We start from the raw sequence: 17,569 nt of genomic DNA on the forward strand, positions 1-17,569 counted from the left end.
CTCCTTTGCAGTGGGAAGATACCGGCCCTCCTCTGCCACTGCCGTCGTTATGCCTAATCCAGCACACCCAGCTCGCGCAGCGCCACCGCTACGCCGTCTTCTTCCAGGGTACCGGTGATGTGGCGGGCCACCGCTTTGAGTTCGGGGCAGGCGTCGCCCATCGCGATGCCCGCACCCACGGCGGCGAACATTTCCACGTCATTCAGGCCGTCGCCGAAGGCCAGGGTGTCCTTGGGGTCAATGCCGAGCGCGGCGCAGGCTTCGTGAATGCCGCGTGCCTTGCTACCTTCTGCGTGCAAGAGATCCACCGCGCCCGCGTGGCTGCGCACGGTTTTGTAGCGGCCACCATGTTCGGCGAGGATGGTTTGCAGCGCATTTTCTTGCGTGGCAGGGGCAAGAACGATGAGCTGTTCGACGTCGTGGCTGCGGTAGTAGTCAGGGTCAACGGTGTAGCAGGGGTAATTTTTCAGGATTTTGTGGCTGCTGCCGCGTGTGCGTCCGGCGGCCATGTGTGTGGCGGAGACGTAGGTGTATTCCCAGTCGTGGGTACAGAAGGCGCGGGTGAGGCTCTCAATGTCGTCTTTCGCGAGCGGGTGCGCGCTCAGGACGCGTTCGCCGTAGCGGTTGTACTGGCCATTACTGGCGACGACGAGTTCGATGTCACCGTCTTCGACGAGGCGGTCAATGGCGGGCGGCAGGGCGCAGTAGCCGCGTCCTGTTGCAATGGCGGGGATGATGCCGCGCGCTTTGAGGGCGGCAATGGCGGCAAGGCTGGATGGTGGGACGTAGTCACGGCTGTGTTCGTAGAGGGTGCGGTCGATGTCGAAGAAGACGGCGCGGATGTTTGTGGTCATGGTTGTTACGGGTTAGGGGAGGTGGGCGAGGACGATGCCGAGCAGGATGGCGGCACCGACCCAGTTGTTGTGCACGAAGGCACGGAAGCAGTGTTCGCGGCCAAGATGACGCGTATCCCACTGCTCCCAGGCAAAGAGCAGGGCGGCGGCGGCCACACCTGCGTAGTACCAGGCGTTCAGCGCGGCGGCGCGTCCGGCGAGCAGCAGGCAGACGAGCATCAGCAGCATCATCAGCGCGAGGAAGCGCCGCTCGTAGCCGCGCACGGTGATGGCGCTGGAATGCAGGCCGATTTTTTCATCATCCTCGCGATCCACCAGCGCGTAATAAGTGTCGTAAACCAGCGCCCAGATGGCACTGGCGGCGAAGAGCCATGCGCCTGCCGGAGTGATGGTGCCGAGGATGGCGGTCTGCGCCATGAAGATGGGGCTGGCGAAGGCGATGCCGAGCACCAGTTGCGGGGCGAGGAAGAAGCGCTTGCAGAGCGGGTAGAAGAGCGCCACCGCGCCGCAGGCAACGGCAAGCAGCACGGATTGCCAGTTGAGCAGCAGTACCAGCAGGAAGTTGAGGATGAGCAGGATGATGCCGAGCGCGAGCGCCTCGCCAGCAGTTGCTTCACCGCTGGCGAGCGGGCGATGGCGGGTGCGTGTGACGTGGCCGTCGAAGTTGCGGTCGGCAAGGTCGTTGAAGATGCAGCCGGCGCTGCGCATCAGCCACGTCCCCAGCAGGATGACCACCACCACGCGCACCGGCGGCTGGCCATTACCCGCGAGCCACAGCCCCCACAGGCTGGACCAGGCAAGCAGCAGGGTGCCGACGGGGCGGTCAAGCCGCATCAGGCGGGCGAAGGCGGAACATTTATGCAGGAACATGGGCAACGTCTTAACAAAACCGGGGAATCACATAGAATAGCGCCTAACTTTTAGTCAGACAAAGCGGAAAACATGAGCCAATACGTCTATACCATGAACCGGATGAGCAAAGTCGTCCCCGGCGGCAAATTCATCCTCAAAGATATCTCCCTCTCCTTCTTCCCCGGCGCAAAAATCGGCATCCTCGGCTTGAATGGTGCGGGCAAATCTACCCTGCTGAAAATCATGGCCGGGGTTGATACCGATATTCAGGGCGAGGCACGGCCACAGCCCGGCATCAGCATCGGCTACCTGCCGCAGGAACCGCAGCTGGATCCGGACAAAACCGTGCGCGAAGTCGTGGAAGAAGCGGTGAGCGACATGAAAGACGTGCAGACCGAACTTGATGCCGTCTATGCCGCTTACGCCGACCCCGACGCCGACTTTGAAGCGCTGGCCGCCAAACAGGCCGAGCTGGAAAACAAACTCGCTGCCGGCGGCGGGCACGATAACGAACGCCGCATGGAAATCGCCGCCGACGCCCTGCGCCTGCCGCCGTGGGAACAGGTGGTAAACACCCTCTCCGGTGGGGAAAAACGCCGCGTTGCCCTCTGCCGCCTGCTGCTGTCGAACCCCGACATGCTGCTGCTTGACGAGCCGACCAACCACCTTGACGCCGAATCCATCGCCTGGCTGGAACGCTACCTGCACGACTTCCCCGGCACCGTTGTCGCCGTCACCCACGACCGCTACTTCCTCGACAACGTCGCCGGCTGGATTCTTGAACTCGACCGGGGCGAAGGCATCCCGTATCAGGGCAACTACTCTTCCTGGCTTGAGCAGAAAGAAAAACGCCTCGCCATCGAAGAAAAACAAGAATCCGCGCACCGTCGCGCCCTCAAGCAGGAACTCGAATGGGTGCGCAACAACCCCAAAGGCCGCCACAGCAAAAACAAGGCGCGTCTCGCCCGCTTCGACGAACTCTCCGGCAAAGAATTCCAGAAACGCGCCGAAACCCAGGAAATCTACATCCCGCCGGGTGAGCGCCTCGGCGACAAAGTCATCATCGCTGACCACATCGCCAAAGGCTACGCGCACAAAGCCCTCTACGAAGACCTCAGCTTCAACCTGCCAACCGGCGCCATCCTCGGCATCATCGGCCCGAACGGCGCGGGCAAATCCACCCTGTTCAACATCCTCGCCGGCAAAGACACACCGGATGCGGGCACGGTGGAAATCGGCGAAACCGTGCAAATCGCCTTCGTGGACCAGTCACGCGACGCCTTGAACGCCGACAAAACCGTGTGGGAAGAAGTCTCGGACGGCCTCGACAACATCATCGTCGGCAGCTACACCATCCCCAGCCGCGCCTACCTGGGCCGCTTCAACTTCAAGGGCGCGGACCAGCAAAAACGCGTCGGCGATCTCTCCGGCGGCGAACGCAACCGCCTTCACCTCGCCAAACTGCTGAAAAGCGGCGGCAACGTGCTGCTGCTTGACGAACCGACCAACGATCTGGACGTGGAAACCCTGCGCGCGCTGGAAGAAGCCATTCTCGCCTTCCCCGGCTCGGCGCTAATCATCTCGCACGACCGCTGGTTCCTCGACCGCGTCGCCACGCACATCCTCGCCTTTGAAGGCGACTCGCAAGTCACCTTCTTCCCCGGCACCTATAGCGAATACGAAGCCGACCGCAAAAAGCGCCTCGGCGACGAAGCTGACCAGCCGCACCGCATCAAATACAAGCGGATTCAATAAACTCCGACAAACAAAAGCCCCGGCAACGGGGCTTTTGTGCGGACGGGTGAACCCAGTGTTTATCCCGCTCGGCGACCTTGCGCATCTATTCATATAAATTTCCCGCACCGTCGCTATAATGCGCGCCCCCTGCGGGGGATGGACATCATCACTAAACCTTATGGAGTACACCATGAACAGACGCACACTGCATCTCGATTTACTGCACAGCGGAAAATACCGCCAGCACATCGTCAAGGCCAAAAAAGGCAAAGGCGCTTTCAGCCGCCACGAGAAGCACAAAAAACACCGCCGGGATCCAGGTGGTGTTTTTTTATGTCCGTTATTCCGGCTTTGCTGGGGATAAATGATGGTTACGCTTGTCCCACCAAGCGCAGATATTGGCAACCAGCGCACCGCTGATGTTGTGCCAGACGCTGAAAATCGCGCTCGGCAGCGCCGTTTCCGCGCTGAAATACTTGGTGCCCAATGTCGCGCCGAGACCACTGTTTTGCATGCCGACTTCGATCATCACTGCGCGGCGCTGGGTGCTGTCCAGACCGACGAGCCAGGCAATACCGAGCCCCATCGCGTAGCCGAGCAGGTTATGCAGGATGACGACGCCGAAAATGATGAGCCCGCTTGCGGCGATTGTTGCCTTACTGAGCGCGACGACGATGGCAATGATCAGGACGATGCCGCTGACGGAGATGAGCGGCAGGGCGTCGCGCAAGAGTTGCAGGTGGCGGTCGAAGAGGCGGTTCACCACCACGCCGGTGACGATGGGCAGCAGCACGGTTTCCAGAATCGACACCATCATTTTGCCTGCTTCGATATTGACGCTGGTGTGCGCGTAGAGTTGCAGCAGGAGTGGTGTTAGTAGCGGCGAGAGCAGGGTGGAGCAGGAAGTGATGGTCACGCTCAGGGCGACATCGCCGCGCGCGAGATAGGTCATGACGTTGCTGGACGTGCCGCCCGGGCAGCAGCCGACGAGGATGACGCCGAGCGCAACCATTGGATCCAGCGCAAAAACGTGTACCAGCGCCACGGCCAGGAGCGGCATGATGAGAAACTGCGCGACGATGCCGAGCAGTACCTGGGCAGGACGGCGCACGATCTCCTCAAAATCCCGCGCACGCAGAGTCAGCCCCATGCCGAACATGATGACGCCGAGCGCGTAGGGAATCGAACCTTTCAGCGGCACGAACGGCTGCGGCAGCGAGAAGCCGATGATGGCGAAAACGATCGCCCACAGGGCAAAAGTCTGGCCGATAAAGGTCGATAAACGGCGGATTTTATGCATAAATTCTCTCAGGATGACGAAACGGAAAGGGTGTATCCTAGCGCGCGTTTTTTCCTGACACTACTCTGCCATGACCCTTGCTCCGGAAATCATCGTCCGCATTCTTGACTACTTCGGCGTCTTCACCGCCGCCGTCGCCGGTACCGTGCTTGCCAAGCGGCAGAACCTCGACATTTTCGGCGCGGTGATGATCGCCTTCATCACTGCCATCGGCGGTGGCACCACCCGTGATTTGCTGCTCGACCGCCGCCCGCTCTTCTGGTTGGTGGATTTGAACTATGCCTACCTGATTACTGCGACCTCAATCATCACCCAGATTTTCTATTACCAATTCGAGCGCCTTGACAAACCCTTCCGCTGGTTCGACGCCGTCGGCATGGCGACCTTTACCGTTATAGGCATAGAAATCGCGCAGATGCGGGTGGTGGCGCCGCCGGTCGCGGTGCTGATGGGGGTGATTACCGCCGTGATGGGCGGGATACTGCGCGACGTCGTCTGCCGCCAGGTACCGCTCCTCTTGCAAAAAGAAATTTATCTGACCGCTGCACTCATCGGTGGCATCTTCTACTTCATCCTGCTGCACTTCGGCGTGAACCTGTGGCTGCGTGACACCCTCACTATGCTATTGACCCTGGCTATTCGCGGCTTGGCGATTATCTATAACTGGAATCTGCCGGATATCGCCGTGCGGCGGCGCTGATGTGACGACATGGCGGCATAGAAAAAGCAGGGCAGGGCCCTGCTTTTTCTATGTCTGGTGAAGGGCGCCAAGCGGCGCAAATGCTGGGTTCGCCAAGCGGTATGGGTTCTCGGCGATCACCCAACAAGTCAGCAGGCGTTACTTGCCCTGTTTGATGACGTCCACCAAATCGCCATAGCCTGCTTGCGCCATTTCTGCCAGCGGGATGAAGCGCAGGCTGGCACCGTTGATGCAGTAGCGCAAACCGCCTTTATCTTGCGGGCCGTCAGGGAAGACGTGGCCAAGGTGTGCATCGGCTACACGGCTGCGTATTTCGGTGCGGTGCATGTTGTAGCTGGTATCGTCGTGTTCGGTGACGACGGTACGGCTGATGGGTTTGGTGAAACTCGGCCAGCCGCAGCCGGAGTTGTATTTGTCAGCAGAGCTGAACAGCGGTTCGCCGCTGACGATGTCCACGTAGAGGCCGGGTTCAAACAGGTGATCGTAGGCATGCGAGAAGGGGCGCTCGGTGGCGCTATTCTGCGTAACTTCGTAGGCTTCCGCCCCCAACTTTTTCCGCAGGGTGGCCAGGTCGGGCTTTTTGTATTTGCTCGCGTCAATCACGGGTTCGCCGTTTTTATCGCGTGTGGCGCGGGGTTTGTCGAGCGGGATGTCGGCTTTGTGGATGTCAATGTGGCAGTAGCCGTTCGGGTTTTTCGCGAGGTAGTCCTGGTGGTATTCCTCGGCTTTGTAATAGTTGGCAAGCGGCAGGTTTTCAACCACGATGGGCTTTTGGTGCCGCTTCTGTTCTTCGGCAAGCGCTTTCTCGACGATGCTGCGTTCGGCAGCATCAGTGTAGTAAACCCCTGTGCGGTATTGCGCACCCCGGTCATTGCCCTGTTTGTTGAGCGAGGTGGGGTCAATGACGCGGAAGTAGTATTGCAGGATGTCGGCAAGGCTGATGCGTGTCGGATCGTAGGTGACTTTTACAGTCTCGGCGTGACCGCTGCCGCGTCCCACGTCTTCGTAGCTGGGGTTTTGGGTCTTGCCGTTGGCGTAGCCGGATTCGGCATCAATAATGCCAGGGATACGCTCAAAGTAGGCTTCAAGGCCCCAGAAGCAGCCGCCGGCGAGGTAGATGGTTCTGCTGGTCATAGGCTTGGCTCCTTGCGGTTTGGGGGTGTAGTGGGTGGTTTGCGCGCTGATGTCGGCCTCCGGATTTTTGATGAGGGCGAGGGCTTGTTCGCGTGTGATGTGGCCCTTGATAACGCGTGCAATATTGCCGCGCGCATCGAGCAGCACCCAGCTCGGATAAACAGCGACGCCGCTGTCGCGGGCGATATCGCCACCATCGTTGATGAGTACGGGCGGGTAAGGCGTTTTCAGACCGCTGATCCAGGTGCGGAATGCATCCGGTTCCTGTTCGCCCAAGTGGCCGGGTGAGGCGATGCTGATGAGATTGATGCCCTTAAAGGCACTGTCCTGACGCCACTCAGCAGTTTCTTCAAGGGTGGCGAGGCAGAGCGGGCACCAGCTTGCCCAGTATTTGATGAGGGTGGGTTTGCCGCGTTCCAGGTAGGTAGCGGCAGGGGTGCCATCGGCTGTCGGCAGGGTGGAGAGGCGCTGCGGCAGATTTTGCAGTGTCTCGGCACGGGTCGGTGCAGCAGGGGCAGACAGGGTGGGTGCGGCAGCAAAGGCGGCGAGCGCCAGGGCGAGTAGGGTATGTGTTTTCATGGTTGTGGTTTTGTGTGGGTTCGCCATGAATTATAGGGTTGTTCGTCTATTGGCAGTGTCTTGTTCTGTTGTGCGAGTGTCTTTTTAATTCCATCCGGAGCCAGGCTGCACCCGGTTATTATTTTTACTTTTGTGTCTTTTCGGGAAACATTGATCTATGATCAGCCTTTATAAGTCTCCATATTCTTTATTTATTACAATATGTTGCATAGATATTTACATATGTTCTTTTTATTATTTACATAATGCTGTAGTGGTACTATGATGCTGCTGACAACAGATAGTGGAGGTTGCAATGAAGATGAAATTATCCCGATACATCGACCATACCCTGCTTGCACCGCAGGCAACGGCAGCACAGATTGTGCAGTTGTGTCATGAAGCGCGCGAGCATGATTTTTTCTCGGTGTGCGTCAATCCGGCTCGCGTGAAGCAGGCCAAATCGGCTTTGGTGGATTCCACGGTCAAAGTATGCACAGTCATTGGTTTTCCACTGGGTGCCGACACGTCCACAACCAAGGCATTTGCGGCAGTGGATGCGATCGCAAGTGGCGCGGATGAGCTGGATATGGTGATGAACATCGGGCTTGCGAAAGACGGTAACTGGGCGGCAGTGCAGGCCGATATTGCTGCTGTCGTTCAGGCAGTAGCCGGGCGTGCGCTGGTCAAGGTCATTCTGGAAACCTGCCTGCTGACAGAGGATGAGATCCGCCATGCCTGTACCGCTGCCGTGCAGGCGGGAGCGGATTTCGTCAAGACGTCCACGGGTTTTTCTGGCAGCGGTGCGACGGTGGGGGCCGTCCGCCTGATGCGTGCCTGCGTCGGCCCGAATTTTGGCGTGAAGGCTTCAGGCGGCATTCGCACACCTGCTGATTTTCAGGCAATGCTTGCCGCCGGAGCGAACCGTATCGGTGCTTCTGCCGGTATCAAATTGTTAAGCGACAGTGTTTGAGGAGGGTTTTATGTGGATTAAATCCAATGCACAGCAGTTACCCGACGGTTATCTTGACCGCACGCCGATGTTTCAATACATCCTGCTATCCATTTGTTTTCCGATGTGGGGGATTGCCGCCAGTCTGAACGATATTTTGATTACGCAGTTCAAATCCATTTTTACGCTTTCCGATTTCGCGTCGGCTTTTGTACAGAGCGCGTTTTATGGCGGTTATTTCCTGCTTGCCATTCCCGCCAGCCGTATCATCCGCCGCTGGTCGTACAAACTCAGTATTTTGATTGGCCTGTCCTGCTATATCGGCGGCTGCATGCTGTTTTTCCCTGCTTCGCATATGGCGACGTATTCGGTCTTTTTGGTCGCATTGTTTGCCATTGCCGTCGGTTTGTCGTTTCTGGAAACGTCCTGCAATACGTATTCGTCAATGATCGGTCCCAAGAGCAGGGCGACGCTGCGCCTGAATATTTCCCAGACGTTTTATCCGGTTGGCTCCATTTTCGGAATTCTGCTCGGCAAATACCTGATTTTTACGGAAGGCGAAGCGCTGCACAAGCAGATGGGATCACTGGCCGGTGATGAACAGCGGCAATTCGCCGAGGCGATGTTGCAGCGTACTTTGCAGCCGTATCAATTCATCATTCTGGTCTTGGTCGTGCTGCTGGTTGTCGTCGCCATTACCCAATTCCCGCGCTGCAAGCCTCTTGCCGATGGTGCGGAATCAAAGGCAAGTATCGGCGAAACACTGCGTTATCTTGCCGGGAACCGTCGCTTCAAGGCGGGTATTGTCGCCCAGTTCCTCTATGTCGGGATGCAGACGGCGGTATGGTCGTTCACTATCCGTCTCGCGCTGCAACTGGATACGTCGCTTAATGAACGGGTCGCCTCCAACTATATGATCTGGGCGTTTGCCGGTTTCTTCACCGGCAAATTCATCGCCAATATCCTGATGACGAAATTCAATGAAAACAAGGTGCTGATTGTCTATTCGCTGCTTGGTGTGCTGGCGCTGCTTTATGTCATCAATGTGCACAATATGAGCGCTGTCTGGGCTGCCATTCTTACTTCGGCACTGTTCGGCCCCTGTTGGGCGACCATCTATGCCCGCACACTTGACACGATTGAAGATAAACGCCACACGGAAACTGGCGGTGCCGTCATCGTCATGTCCATCATCGGTGGTGCCGTCATCCCCGTTATCCAGGGTTTCGTGTCCGATCACACGCACTCCATGCAGAAGGCTTTTGTGGTTTCTCTCTGCTGCTTTGTCGCCGTACTTAGCTATTTCATCAGCGCACGTCGCTGGGAAGTGAACCGTTAGGAGGTATTTATGTACCGCGTGCCTTTATCCGCCACGCTCTTTGCCGCTGAAGAACAAGTCATCCTGCAATCGGATGCTTTTACTGTCAGCACAAAATGTTATCCGCAAAATATTGCGAGTCTTACCATTATCAACCGTCGCGGCCATTTGGAATTGCTGCCATTCATGGGGCAGATTATCTGGGACGCCGTATTCGACGGGCATTCACTACGCATGAAAAACATGTTTGCACGCCCGCAACCCGCCGCAGAAATCGTCGATACCTATGGCTGCTTCGCCTTCCATTCCGGTCTGCTCAGCGGTGGTTGCCCGGCACCGGAAGACACTCATCCGCTGCACGGTGAATTCCCCTGTGCCCGCATGGACAGCGCCTGGCTGGAAATCAGCGACGACAGCATTCGCCTGGTCAGTGAATATGAATACGTGCAGGGCTTCGGCCATCATTATCTTGCTTGCCCGTCTATACGCCTCGGCGCTGCGGCAGCCCGCTTCGACATTGAAATGGAGGTGGAAAACTGCTCGGCCTATCAGCCGATGCCGCTGATTTATATGTGCCATATGAATTACGCTTATGTGGAAGGCGGCATCATGCGGCAAACCTTGCCGGACGGTGCGTTTGCCCTGCGACATACGATTCCGGCGCACGTTCACCCGACACCCGCCTGGCAGGCATTCAACGAGGCCATTTTGCAAGGCAAGGTTGATGCCAACCGGCTGAACCAACCTGATTGCTACGATCCGGAAATCGTCTATTTTGCCGATGACTTGCCGCAGTACGGTGAGAATCTGGAATTTGAGCTGCATGATCCGCAGCGGCAATTCAGCTTCAGCACCCGTTTCAGCAGCCGGGATTTCCCCTGCGCCACCCGCTGGATTCTTTACAATCCCGACCAGCAGGTTGCGGCCTTCGTCCTGCCGGCCACCGCCCGTCCGGAAGGGTACCGTGCCGCTGTTGCTGCCGGAACGCTGCAATGGTTGCAGGCAGGCGAGAGTAAGCTTTTTCACGTCAATACCGGTATCAAGGAGTAACTCATGGACATTGCCGTCATCGGATCCAATATGGTGGATCTCATCGCCTATATCACCCGTATGCCTGCCGAAGGCGAAACCGTTGAAGCGCCCGATTTCAAGATGGGTTGCGGCGGCAAAGGTGCCAACCAGGCGGTTGCCGCCGCCCGTCTCGGCGCGGAAGTGCTGATGCTGACCCGCGTCGGCAACGATATCTTTGCCGATAACACCATTGAAAACTTCCGCGCAAACGGCATCGATACCCTCTACATCCTGAAAAGCCCGGCATCGAGCGGTGTGGCGCCGATTTTTGTCGATCCCGAATCGCACAATTCCATCATCATCGTCAAAGGGGCGAACAAGCTCCTTTCCGCCGCTGATATTGCCAACGCCGCCGCCGACATCCGCCGCTGCAAGCTCATCGTGCTGCAACTGGAAATCCCGACGGAAACAGTCTATGCCGCCGTGCGTTTCGGCGTGGATAACGGCATTCCGGTTCTGCTCAACCCTGCACCGGCCCAGCCGGATCTCGTGCTGGAAAAAGTTAAGGCTTGCGAATTCATCGTACCAAACGAAACCGAGCTGTCCCTGCTCACCGGAATGCCGGTCGATAGCGCAGATGACATCCGCAACGCGGCGGCGGCGTTGCGCGATGCCGGGGTGAAAAACGTCATCGTCACGCTCGGCAAACGCGGGGCGCTGTGGCTGGCCGCAGACGGCACGGAACAGCACTTTCCTCCGGTCAATGTCGCCGCCAAGGATACGACCGGTGCCGGCGATGCCTTTATCGGCTGTTTTTCGACGGTGTACGTCAAAACCGGTGATGTAGCGCGTGCTATTACTGCTGCCAATCATTACGCTGCCGATTCTGTCACCCGTCTCGGTACGCAGACTTCTTATGCCGACCGCGAAGCCTTTACCCGCCTTTACCCCGATTTTGCGGAAATCTGAGCCCCTGCCAAAGGCAAAAAATCCCCTTGCCGCAGTGGGTAAGGGGATTCGCTTTTTTCTGCGGACGGCAACCCTTACATTGCACCATTTGCCAGCGCCAGCAACAGGCGGGCGGCAACCGTATCCGTGACCAGATGATTGGCGTAGCCATAACGTAGCGCGACATGGATGGCGCGTACTTTGCTTTCGCCTCCGGCGATCAGCAGGCGCTGCTCCTTATGGCGCAAATCGGGCAAAGAAATGCCGACTGTGCGGTTATTCAGATCCGGCAGACAGATGCGGCCATTCTTGTCCACGAAACGGGCGCAAATACCACCGACGGAGCGTTCCAGCAATTGCCTGATTTCATCCTGACTGAAAAAACCCGAAGCAAACAGCACGGATGACTGATCCGGTACGCCGACCGTAAATACCGCGATGCGGCAATGCCTGCCGCGCTCCAGCACACGGCGGATATTGGATTCGCGTTCAACCAGGTTTTTGGTTTCCAGATTGTCGAAAACGGCCGGCAAAGGCAGTATTTGCCCGCTGGCCTGAAATGCGCGACAAATGAGGCTGATGGTTTCCGCCTCATGCAGCCCCTGCCGGGCCTTGGTCTCGCTGCCCCGCAGTTGCACGATGTCAATGCCGCGCCGCAGTTGTGGTTGCAGGGCTTGCGCCATGGCATGAATACTGTTGCTCCATTCCACCCCGATGGAATCACCATCCCGGACCAGCGCTTCCAGCAACCGCGCACCGGCACTGCCGATAGAGCGACGCAATGCGGCGATGTCGCCATCGGCAGGTGTGGGCGTAACGCGCACCTCGGACAGGCCGTAACATGCACGCAGTGTTTCGGCCAGCGTACTTTGATCATCGCGCGGGTCATGAATGGTGATGCGGACAAAACCGGCTGCCGTGGCGTGTTGCAACAACTTGGACACCGTCGGGCGGGATATGCCCAATGCCTCCGCCACATCATGCTGGGATTTATTGTGCTGATAGTACAGGCGGGCAGCTTCGATGGCTTGAATGTCCTTGCGCGTAAGACCGCCCTGTTTGTTGTTGTCGTCCATGATGCCGACTTACAGAATCGCGATATGGGCGGGATGGCAGATGAAACAGGCGATGGATGGGGTGAAAAACATGAGGCTGCCTTAAAACATGAGAAGAGCAGATAGTCTAATACCAATGCCTTATTTGCATACACTAAAAACCCGCCATGCGGCGGGTTTCGTAACGGATTGCGTGCTCAAGCGGCGGTTTTGTTGCAAGCTTCAACGCATTCGAGGCAGGCTTCGTGGCAGGCTTTGCACTCTGCGTGGTGCTCGGCATGTTCTTTGCAGGCCTCAGCACACTGTTTGCAGGCTTCGGCGCATTGTTTGGCGACAGCAGCCAGCAGGGGGGCGTTTTGGGCGGCGAGGTTGTTGGTCGCATCACACAATGCCAGCATTTGGTTGACGGCTTTGGCGCAGGCTTCCATGGTTTTGTCGCCGGCGGCAAGCTGGTTGATGCAGTGGTTGAGGCAGACGCGGCCGGCAGCAAGGCAGGCAGCGGTGGCTTTGAGCAGGTCTTCGTTAACTTTGCCGGTGGCAGCAGCGGCGCCGTGGGCATGAGCGTGAGCGTGGGTGTGTTCTTCGGCAGCGGCGGTCGCGGCGGCGGTGAGGGCGAGGGTGGCGGCAGCGGCGCCGATGAATGTTCTGCGTTCCATGTTGTTCTCCGGAATGACGTTGGAATAAGTTCCCCGTTTTTGGGGCGGCGCAGTATAACGACGTCCCCCTGTTTCTCTCAATTTTATTCGTCAAAATGTAGGTATCGATAGCGGTTGACGTTTTTCCCCCGTTTCTCTAAGGTGCCCGCCACTTTTTTATTAAGGTTTACGTTTTTATTGAGGTTTACGTTATGAAATCTGTCTGGATGTTGTGTTGCGCGCTCCTGCTTGCCGCCTGCGGGCAGGAAGAAGTCGCAAAAGCAGAAACGGGGCAGCCCGCGCCGCCGCTTCTCACGCTGGGGCCGCATGACGAGGTGGTGTTGCTGCCCGCATCAGCGGAGCGGCCATTGATTCTGAACTTCTGGTCGGCAACCTGCGGCATGTGCATCAAGGAATTGCGCGAGATTCAGGATTTGCAGGCGGCGCATCCGCAGGCAGTGGATGTGCTTGCGGTCAATATCGATGGCGCCGACAGCAAAACCCTGCAAGCGCTGGCTACGCAGCGCGGCCTGACGCTGCCGCTTGCCGCCGACCAGATGGGGGTGACAGCGGAACGCTACCGCGTCAGCGGCACACCGACCAATTATCTGATTGGCCGTGACGGGCGCATTCTCGAACACAAGGCGGGGATGCTTGATGCCGCCGACCTGCAACGCTGGTTTAGTGCCCGCTGATGTCTTTGTCTCTTGGCCAATCCCGTACGATGCCCGCTTTTTCAGGAGAACCATGAACCCGGTGTCTTCCCACCCCAATCCCATTGCCCGCATCATTTTCGCCAGCCGCTGGATACAGTTACCGATTTACCTCGGCCTGATCGTCGTGCAGATGATTTATGCCTGGAAATTCCTGAAAGCGCTATGGCACCTCATCGTCAACCTCAGCGTCATGGACGAAAACACCATCATGCTCGCGGTCCTTAACCTCATCGACGTGGTGATGATCGCCAACCTCCTGCTGATGGTCATTGTCGGCGGCTACGAAACCTTCGTTTCGCGTCTCAACACCGACAACCACCCCGACCAGCCGGAATGGCTGGATCACGTCAACGCCTCGGTGCTCAAAGTCAAACTTTCGATGGCGATTATCAGCATCTCTTCCATCCACCTGCTGCAAACCTTCATCAACGCGGGCGCGATACCGGCGGAGAAAATCCAGTGGCAAATCCTTTTGCACCTCACCTTCCTGCTCTCGGCGCTGGCGATGGCCTACACTGACAAAATCATCAACAGCAACCATACCGCCCAACCTCACTAGGACACCCCATGACAACCGTGAAAAAAGCCCCCGTGCGCCGCAAGAAACCGAGCGAAGACATCGTCATCGACATCGAACCCATCAACAAGGCGCCCGCGCCGCAAGTCGAAGCCCACGAAATCAGCACCAAAACGCAGCGCGCCGAAGACCACCACGCCGAAGGCTTGAGCGACATCATCCTACGCGACATCGCGGATGGCCGCGTCGGTGCGCCGGGTAGCTATCTCGACACCGTCCTCGCCAGCTTCTCGCCGGACGAACTCGCGCGGGTGCAGGCGCTGTTCCAGAAACACAGCAGCACGCAGCCGCCGGCAACCACCGTGCGCGCCGATGACGAACTGGTCGAAGGCTGGCGCGAAGGCGTCTATCCGTACAAAAACCGCATGAGCCGAAAAAACTACGAAAAGCAGAAATACCACCTGCAAGTCGAGCTGCTCAAACTGCAAAAATGGGTGAAAGAAACCGGGCAGCGCGTCGTCATCCTCTTTGAAGGACGCGACGCAGCGGGCAAAGGCGGCACCATCAAGCGCTTCATGGAGCACATGAACCCGCGCGGCGCCCGCGTGGTCGCGCTCGAAAAACCAACCTCGGAAGAACAGGGGCAATGGTACTTCCAGCGCTACATCAAGCACCTGCCGACCAAAGGGGAAATCGTCCTTTTCGACCGTTCCTGGTACAACCGCGCCGGGGTGGAACGCGTCATGGGTTTCTGTACCGACGCCGAATATGATGAATTCATGCGCGAAGTGCCCGACTTCGAGCGCAACCTGGTCCGGAGCGGCATCATCCTCATCAAATTCTGGTTCTCCGTCAGCCAGGACGAGCAGCGCCGCCGCTTCAAAGAGCGCGAAGCGCACCCGCTCAAACAATGGAAACTCAGCCCGATGGATAAAGCCTCAGTTGATAAATGGGAAGACTACACCGCCGCAAAAGAAGCGATGTTCTTCCACACCGACACGGCGGAAAGCCCGTGGATCGTGGTCAAATCCAACTGCAAAAAACGGGCGCGGCTGAACGCGATGCGCTACGTCCTGCACCGTGTGCCCTATGCCGAAAAAGATAACGCACAAATCGGCGCGATTGATCCGCTCCTCGTCGTGCGCGCCGGAGCGATGTACGAAACCGGCCTGGACCCCAGCCATCCGCGCTCGGCGATGGATCTTGGTTGATGAACCCAAAAAGAACCCCGCTGCGGCGTCAGCTGCAAGACCGTCTAAATGGCTCAACCGCGATGATATGGACGATCGCCCGAAGAACAGTCCAAAGCGTACTCCGCAACGCAGAAATCGCGTATCTGTGCCGTGCGGCGATGACCATCTCGTCAGCGTCGGATCCCTGTTTTTTGGCAACCTCCGCACACGACAAAAGCCGCGGCAAAGACACCCCGCGAGCTTTGCCGTAAATGCGCCAAAACGCACATAACAAACTCTTTACAAGAGCCGCAACGGAGCCGTACAGTTTCCCAGAAAACAACACAAAAACCACATAACAACATATTGTTCTCTTGGAAGACAAACATCTAAGGACACCACATGACAAACCAACCGACCAAGACCACCCGCAAGCCGCTGCTTCTTGCCCTAGGGTTCGCCACCATCACCATACTTGCCGTATGTGATAACGCGCAAGCAGAAGAAGCGGTAAAAGCTGCAGATTTGTCAGGAAACACGGCAAAGAATCGCGTATCGAATGCTGACGTATCTGCACCAGACAAAATCCCTGCCAGCGGGCGACATTCACCGGAAGCAGATGCAAAAACACAACATGAATGTCCGGAAGGCATCTCACCGGCACAAACTACGGAGCAACTGATTGAGAATATGCTGTTCTTTGCAAAAAATGCTCGACATAAAGGAAGGGATTTCTATGCTGAGGATAATCTTTCCTGTTATTTTCGGGGAGAATTTCATTGGCGAATAATAATAGAATCACCCACAGATCCCTCAGCCTTCAATATAGAAGAAATGAAAAAAAACACCAGGTATTATAACCAGCTGCCGGAAAAATGGGGGGTTGATGATGACTCAGGTTTGATGAAAATTACCCATATTCTCCCTGAAAAGGAATATGAAGTTACTATATACTTTAGTCCGTCAAGAAATACAATGGCAATTGAAGTCGAAGGACAGGATCCGTTGTTTAATCCTCTGCCTATCTTAGATAAATACTTTACTGATACAGAAAAAAGTGGGTACGTTAATCCGGCCAAGGATGGTAAAGCTGTATCTTTTTTTACAGTTCCGTATATCTACCTTCGAAGAGAGAAACCTATTAATGATTTTCAAGGAATTATGTACGATTATAGACAGCTCTTTGAAGAAGGAAATGGGTGGAAAGCAGGCACTGAATTTGATTTTGTGCTTTCTATATCAACCATTTAATGGTTTTTACCTTAACAGGAGACAAAAATGGGAATTACAAAGCAAGACATCAGGAATATGTTTGGGGCTGTACTAGATTAGCCCTAAATTTCACACCAATCACGCAGCGTTTTTAGCTGCTGGGACGGTGTACCGAAGTTAAACCGAAATTCGCATTCTTTCAAAAACAGCGGGAAAGATTTGCGGTTAATGCCGTTGTATTTGCGCAGTACACGCTTCGCCTGGTTCCAAAAATTTTCAATGTCGTTGATATGATTCCGGCGCTCGGCAAACGCTTTGCAATGGTTGATGCGGTGATGGTAAAACCGCTCACATCCAGTTTGTCATAACTGCTCAGGCTGTCTGTATAAACAATACTGTCAGGCATGATTTCCTTCTTGATAACAGGTAGTAAGCTTTCAGACTTGGCATTATCTACCACAACTGTATAGACCCGTCCGTTGCGTTTCAGAATGCCGAAGACAACACAACTTTTCCTGCCGCACCGCGGCCACGTCTGCCCTTGCGAGGTCCGCCGAAATAGCTTTCGTCCAATTCGACAGAACCATCAAAAACTTCATCGGCAGCCAAGGTCAAACGATGGCTGATAACCATACGGATTTTGCGGTAGAACAGGACTGCCGAATTGGGATGGATACCCAAAATATCGGCGGCGGAACGTGCAGTAACTTCCAGTACAAAAAAACGGAGTAGTTCTTTCTGTACTTTTTTCTTTAATTTGCAGTGTGTTATCTTCATTTTTGGAGGGTAACATATCTGCTAATCTAGTACAGCCCCTTTCTTTTTTATCTAAAGGCTTCTCTGCTTACCAAGATGACACCTATGCCTGCTTGGCGCTGTCCCGTTAGGGTGGCCGCCG

The 17,569-nt window shown here is 56.4% G+C and carries 18 protein-coding genes and 1 pseudogene; 11 read left to right on the top strand and 8 right to left on the bottom strand.

Annotated elements, in window-relative coordinates; genetic code table 11:
- Window positions 1–53: 53 nt before the first annotated feature.
- Together DY250_RS03805 and ubiA are read right to left on the bottom strand one after the other, a co-directional pair.
- Window positions 54–854 carry a Cof-type HAD-IIB family hydrolase gene (locus DY250_RS03805; RefSeq protein ID WP_115610980.1) on the bottom strand — a complete coding sequence of 267 codons (801 nt, stop codon included), beginning with the start codon at window positions 852–854 and terminating at the stop codon, window positions 54–56.
- Between the two features lie 12 nt (window positions 855–866).
- Entirely contained in the window at window positions 867–1,724 is an 858-nt protein-coding gene (gene ubiA, locus DY250_RS03810) for a 4-hydroxybenzoate octaprenyltransferase (protein ID WP_115610981.1), read from the bottom strand.
- 72 nt (window positions 1,725–1,796) lie between these two features.
- Between ubiA and ettA the strand changes: the two genes are divergently transcribed.
- Window positions 1,797–3,461: an energy-dependent translational throttle protein EttA gene (gene ettA, locus DY250_RS03815; protein ID WP_115610982.1), complete on the top strand. Its 1,665-nt coding sequence runs from the start codon at window positions 1,797–1,799 to the stop codon at window positions 3,459–3,461.
- 172 nt (window positions 3,462–3,633) lie between these two features.
- Window positions 3,634–3,807, top strand: coding sequence for an alternative ribosome rescue factor ArfA (gene arfA, locus DY250_RS03820; protein ID WP_218565528.1), 174 nt, complete (start codon window positions 3,634–3,636; stop codon window positions 3,805–3,807).
- Here arfA and DY250_RS03825 read toward each other — a convergent pair.
- On the bottom strand, window positions 3,784–4,743 hold the full coding sequence (locus tag DY250_RS03825) for a bile acid:sodium symporter family protein (protein ID WP_115610984.1): 960 nt from the start codon (window positions 4,741–4,743) through the stop codon (window positions 3,784–3,786). The two genes, arfA and DY250_RS03825, sit on opposite strands and share 24 nt — an antisense overlap.
- A gap of 70 nt (window positions 4,744–4,813) precedes the next feature.
- On the opposite strand from DY250_RS03825, the gene DY250_RS03830 reads away from it, so the two are divergent.
- On the top strand, window positions 4,814–5,443 hold the full coding sequence (locus DY250_RS03830; RefSeq protein WP_115610985.1) for a trimeric intracellular cation channel family protein: 630 nt from the start codon (window positions 4,814–4,816) through the stop codon (window positions 5,441–5,443).
- Window positions 5,444–5,581: 138 nt separating this feature from the next.
- Here the strand turns inward: DY250_RS03830 and msrAB are convergent, their stop codons facing one another.
- The gene (gene msrAB / locus DY250_RS03835) at window positions 5,582–7,156 is read right to left on the bottom strand and encodes a bifunctional peptide-methionine (S)-S-oxide reductase MsrA/peptide-methionine (R)-S-oxide reductase MsrB (RefSeq protein ID WP_245951019.1); all 1,575 of its coding nucleotides are present in this window, start codon (window positions 7,154–7,156) and stop codon (window positions 5,582–5,584) included.
- A gap of 295 nt (window positions 7,157–7,451) precedes the next feature.
- Between msrAB and deoC the strand changes: the two genes are divergently transcribed.
- The 4 genes from deoC to rbsK are packed head-to-tail and all read left to right on the top strand — an operon-like array spanning window position 7,452 to window position 11,385.
- Window positions 7,452–8,108, top strand: a complete 657-nt coding sequence (deoC, locus tag DY250_RS03840; RefSeq protein WP_115610987.1) for a deoxyribose-phosphate aldolase — start codon at window positions 7,452–7,454, stop codon at window positions 8,106–8,108.
- A 10-nt stretch (window positions 8,109–8,118) separates the two neighbouring features.
- Window positions 8,119–9,426: an L-fucose:H+ symporter permease gene (fucP, locus tag DY250_RS03845; protein ID WP_115610988.1), complete on the top strand. Its 1,308-nt coding sequence runs from the start codon at window positions 8,119–8,121 to the stop codon at window positions 9,424–9,426.
- Window positions 9,427–9,435: 9 nt separating this feature from the next.
- Window positions 9,436–10,455, top strand: coding sequence for an aldose 1-epimerase family protein (locus DY250_RS03850; RefSeq protein ID WP_115610989.1), 1,020 nt, complete (start codon window positions 9,436–9,438; stop codon window positions 10,453–10,455).
- 3 nt (window positions 10,456–10,458) lie between these two features.
- A complete protein-coding gene (gene rbsK / locus DY250_RS03855) occupies window positions 10,459–11,385 on the top strand; it encodes a ribokinase (protein WP_006985609.1) in 927 nt (308 codons plus the stop codon).
- A 74-nt stretch (window positions 11,386–11,459) separates the two neighbouring features.
- Here the strand turns inward: rbsK and DY250_RS03860 are convergent, their stop codons facing one another.
- On the bottom strand, window positions 11,460–12,440 hold the full coding sequence (locus DY250_RS03860; RefSeq protein ID WP_115610990.1) for a sugar-binding transcriptional regulator: 981 nt from the start codon (window positions 12,438–12,440) through the stop codon (window positions 11,460–11,462).
- Between the two features lie 176 nt (window positions 12,441–12,616).
- Window positions 12,617–13,075, bottom strand: coding sequence for a four-helix bundle copper-binding protein (locus DY250_RS03865; protein ID WP_115610991.1), 459 nt, complete (start codon window positions 13,073–13,075; stop codon window positions 12,617–12,619).
- A gap of 191 nt (window positions 13,076–13,266) precedes the next feature.
- On the opposite strand from DY250_RS03865, the gene DY250_RS03870 reads away from it, so the two are divergent.
- The 4 genes from DY250_RS03870 (at window position 13,267) to DY250_RS03885 (ending at window position 16,710) form a co-directional block, all read left to right on the top strand.
- Window positions 13,267–13,749: a TlpA family protein disulfide reductase gene (locus DY250_RS03870; protein ID WP_115610992.1), complete on the top strand. Its 483-nt coding sequence runs from the start codon at window positions 13,267–13,269 to the stop codon at window positions 13,747–13,749.
- Between the two features lie 52 nt (window positions 13,750–13,801).
- Entirely contained in the window at window positions 13,802–14,329 is a 528-nt protein-coding gene (locus DY250_RS03875; RefSeq protein ID WP_115610993.1) for a TIGR00645 family protein, read from the top strand.
- Window positions 14,330–14,337: 8 nt separating this feature from the next.
- Window positions 14,338–15,498 (top strand): polyphosphate kinase 2, encoded by a 1,161-nt coding sequence (gene ppk2, locus DY250_RS03880; protein ID WP_115610994.1) that lies wholly within the window; start codon window positions 14,338–14,340, stop codon window positions 15,496–15,498.
- Window positions 15,499–15,861: 363 nt separating this feature from the next.
- On the top strand, window positions 15,862–16,710 hold the full coding sequence (locus tag DY250_RS03885) for a hypothetical protein (RefSeq protein ID WP_115610995.1): 849 nt from the start codon (window positions 15,862–15,864) through the stop codon (window positions 16,708–16,710).
- A gap of 83 nt (window positions 16,711–16,793) precedes the next feature.
- Here the strand turns inward: DY250_RS03885 and DY250_RS15040 are convergent.
- Together DY250_RS15040 and DY250_RS15045 are read right to left on the bottom strand one after the other, a co-directional pair.
- Window positions 16,794–17,245: pseudogene (locus DY250_RS15040) on the bottom strand (IS1595 family transposase).
- The gene (locus DY250_RS15045) at window positions 17,158–17,448 is read right to left on the bottom strand and encodes a hypothetical protein (protein WP_376799482.1); all 291 of its coding nucleotides are present in this window, start codon (window positions 17,446–17,448) and stop codon (window positions 17,158–17,160) included. Before DY250_RS15045 ends, DY250_RS15040 begins: the two are co-directional and overlap by 88 nt.
- Between the last annotated feature and the right edge of the window lie 121 nt (window positions 17,449–17,569).

Source organism: Cardiobacterium valvarum (genome assembly GCF_900460955.1).
Taxonomy (GTDB): Bacteria; Pseudomonadota; Gammaproteobacteria; order Cardiobacteriales; family Cardiobacteriaceae; genus Cardiobacterium; species Cardiobacterium valvarum.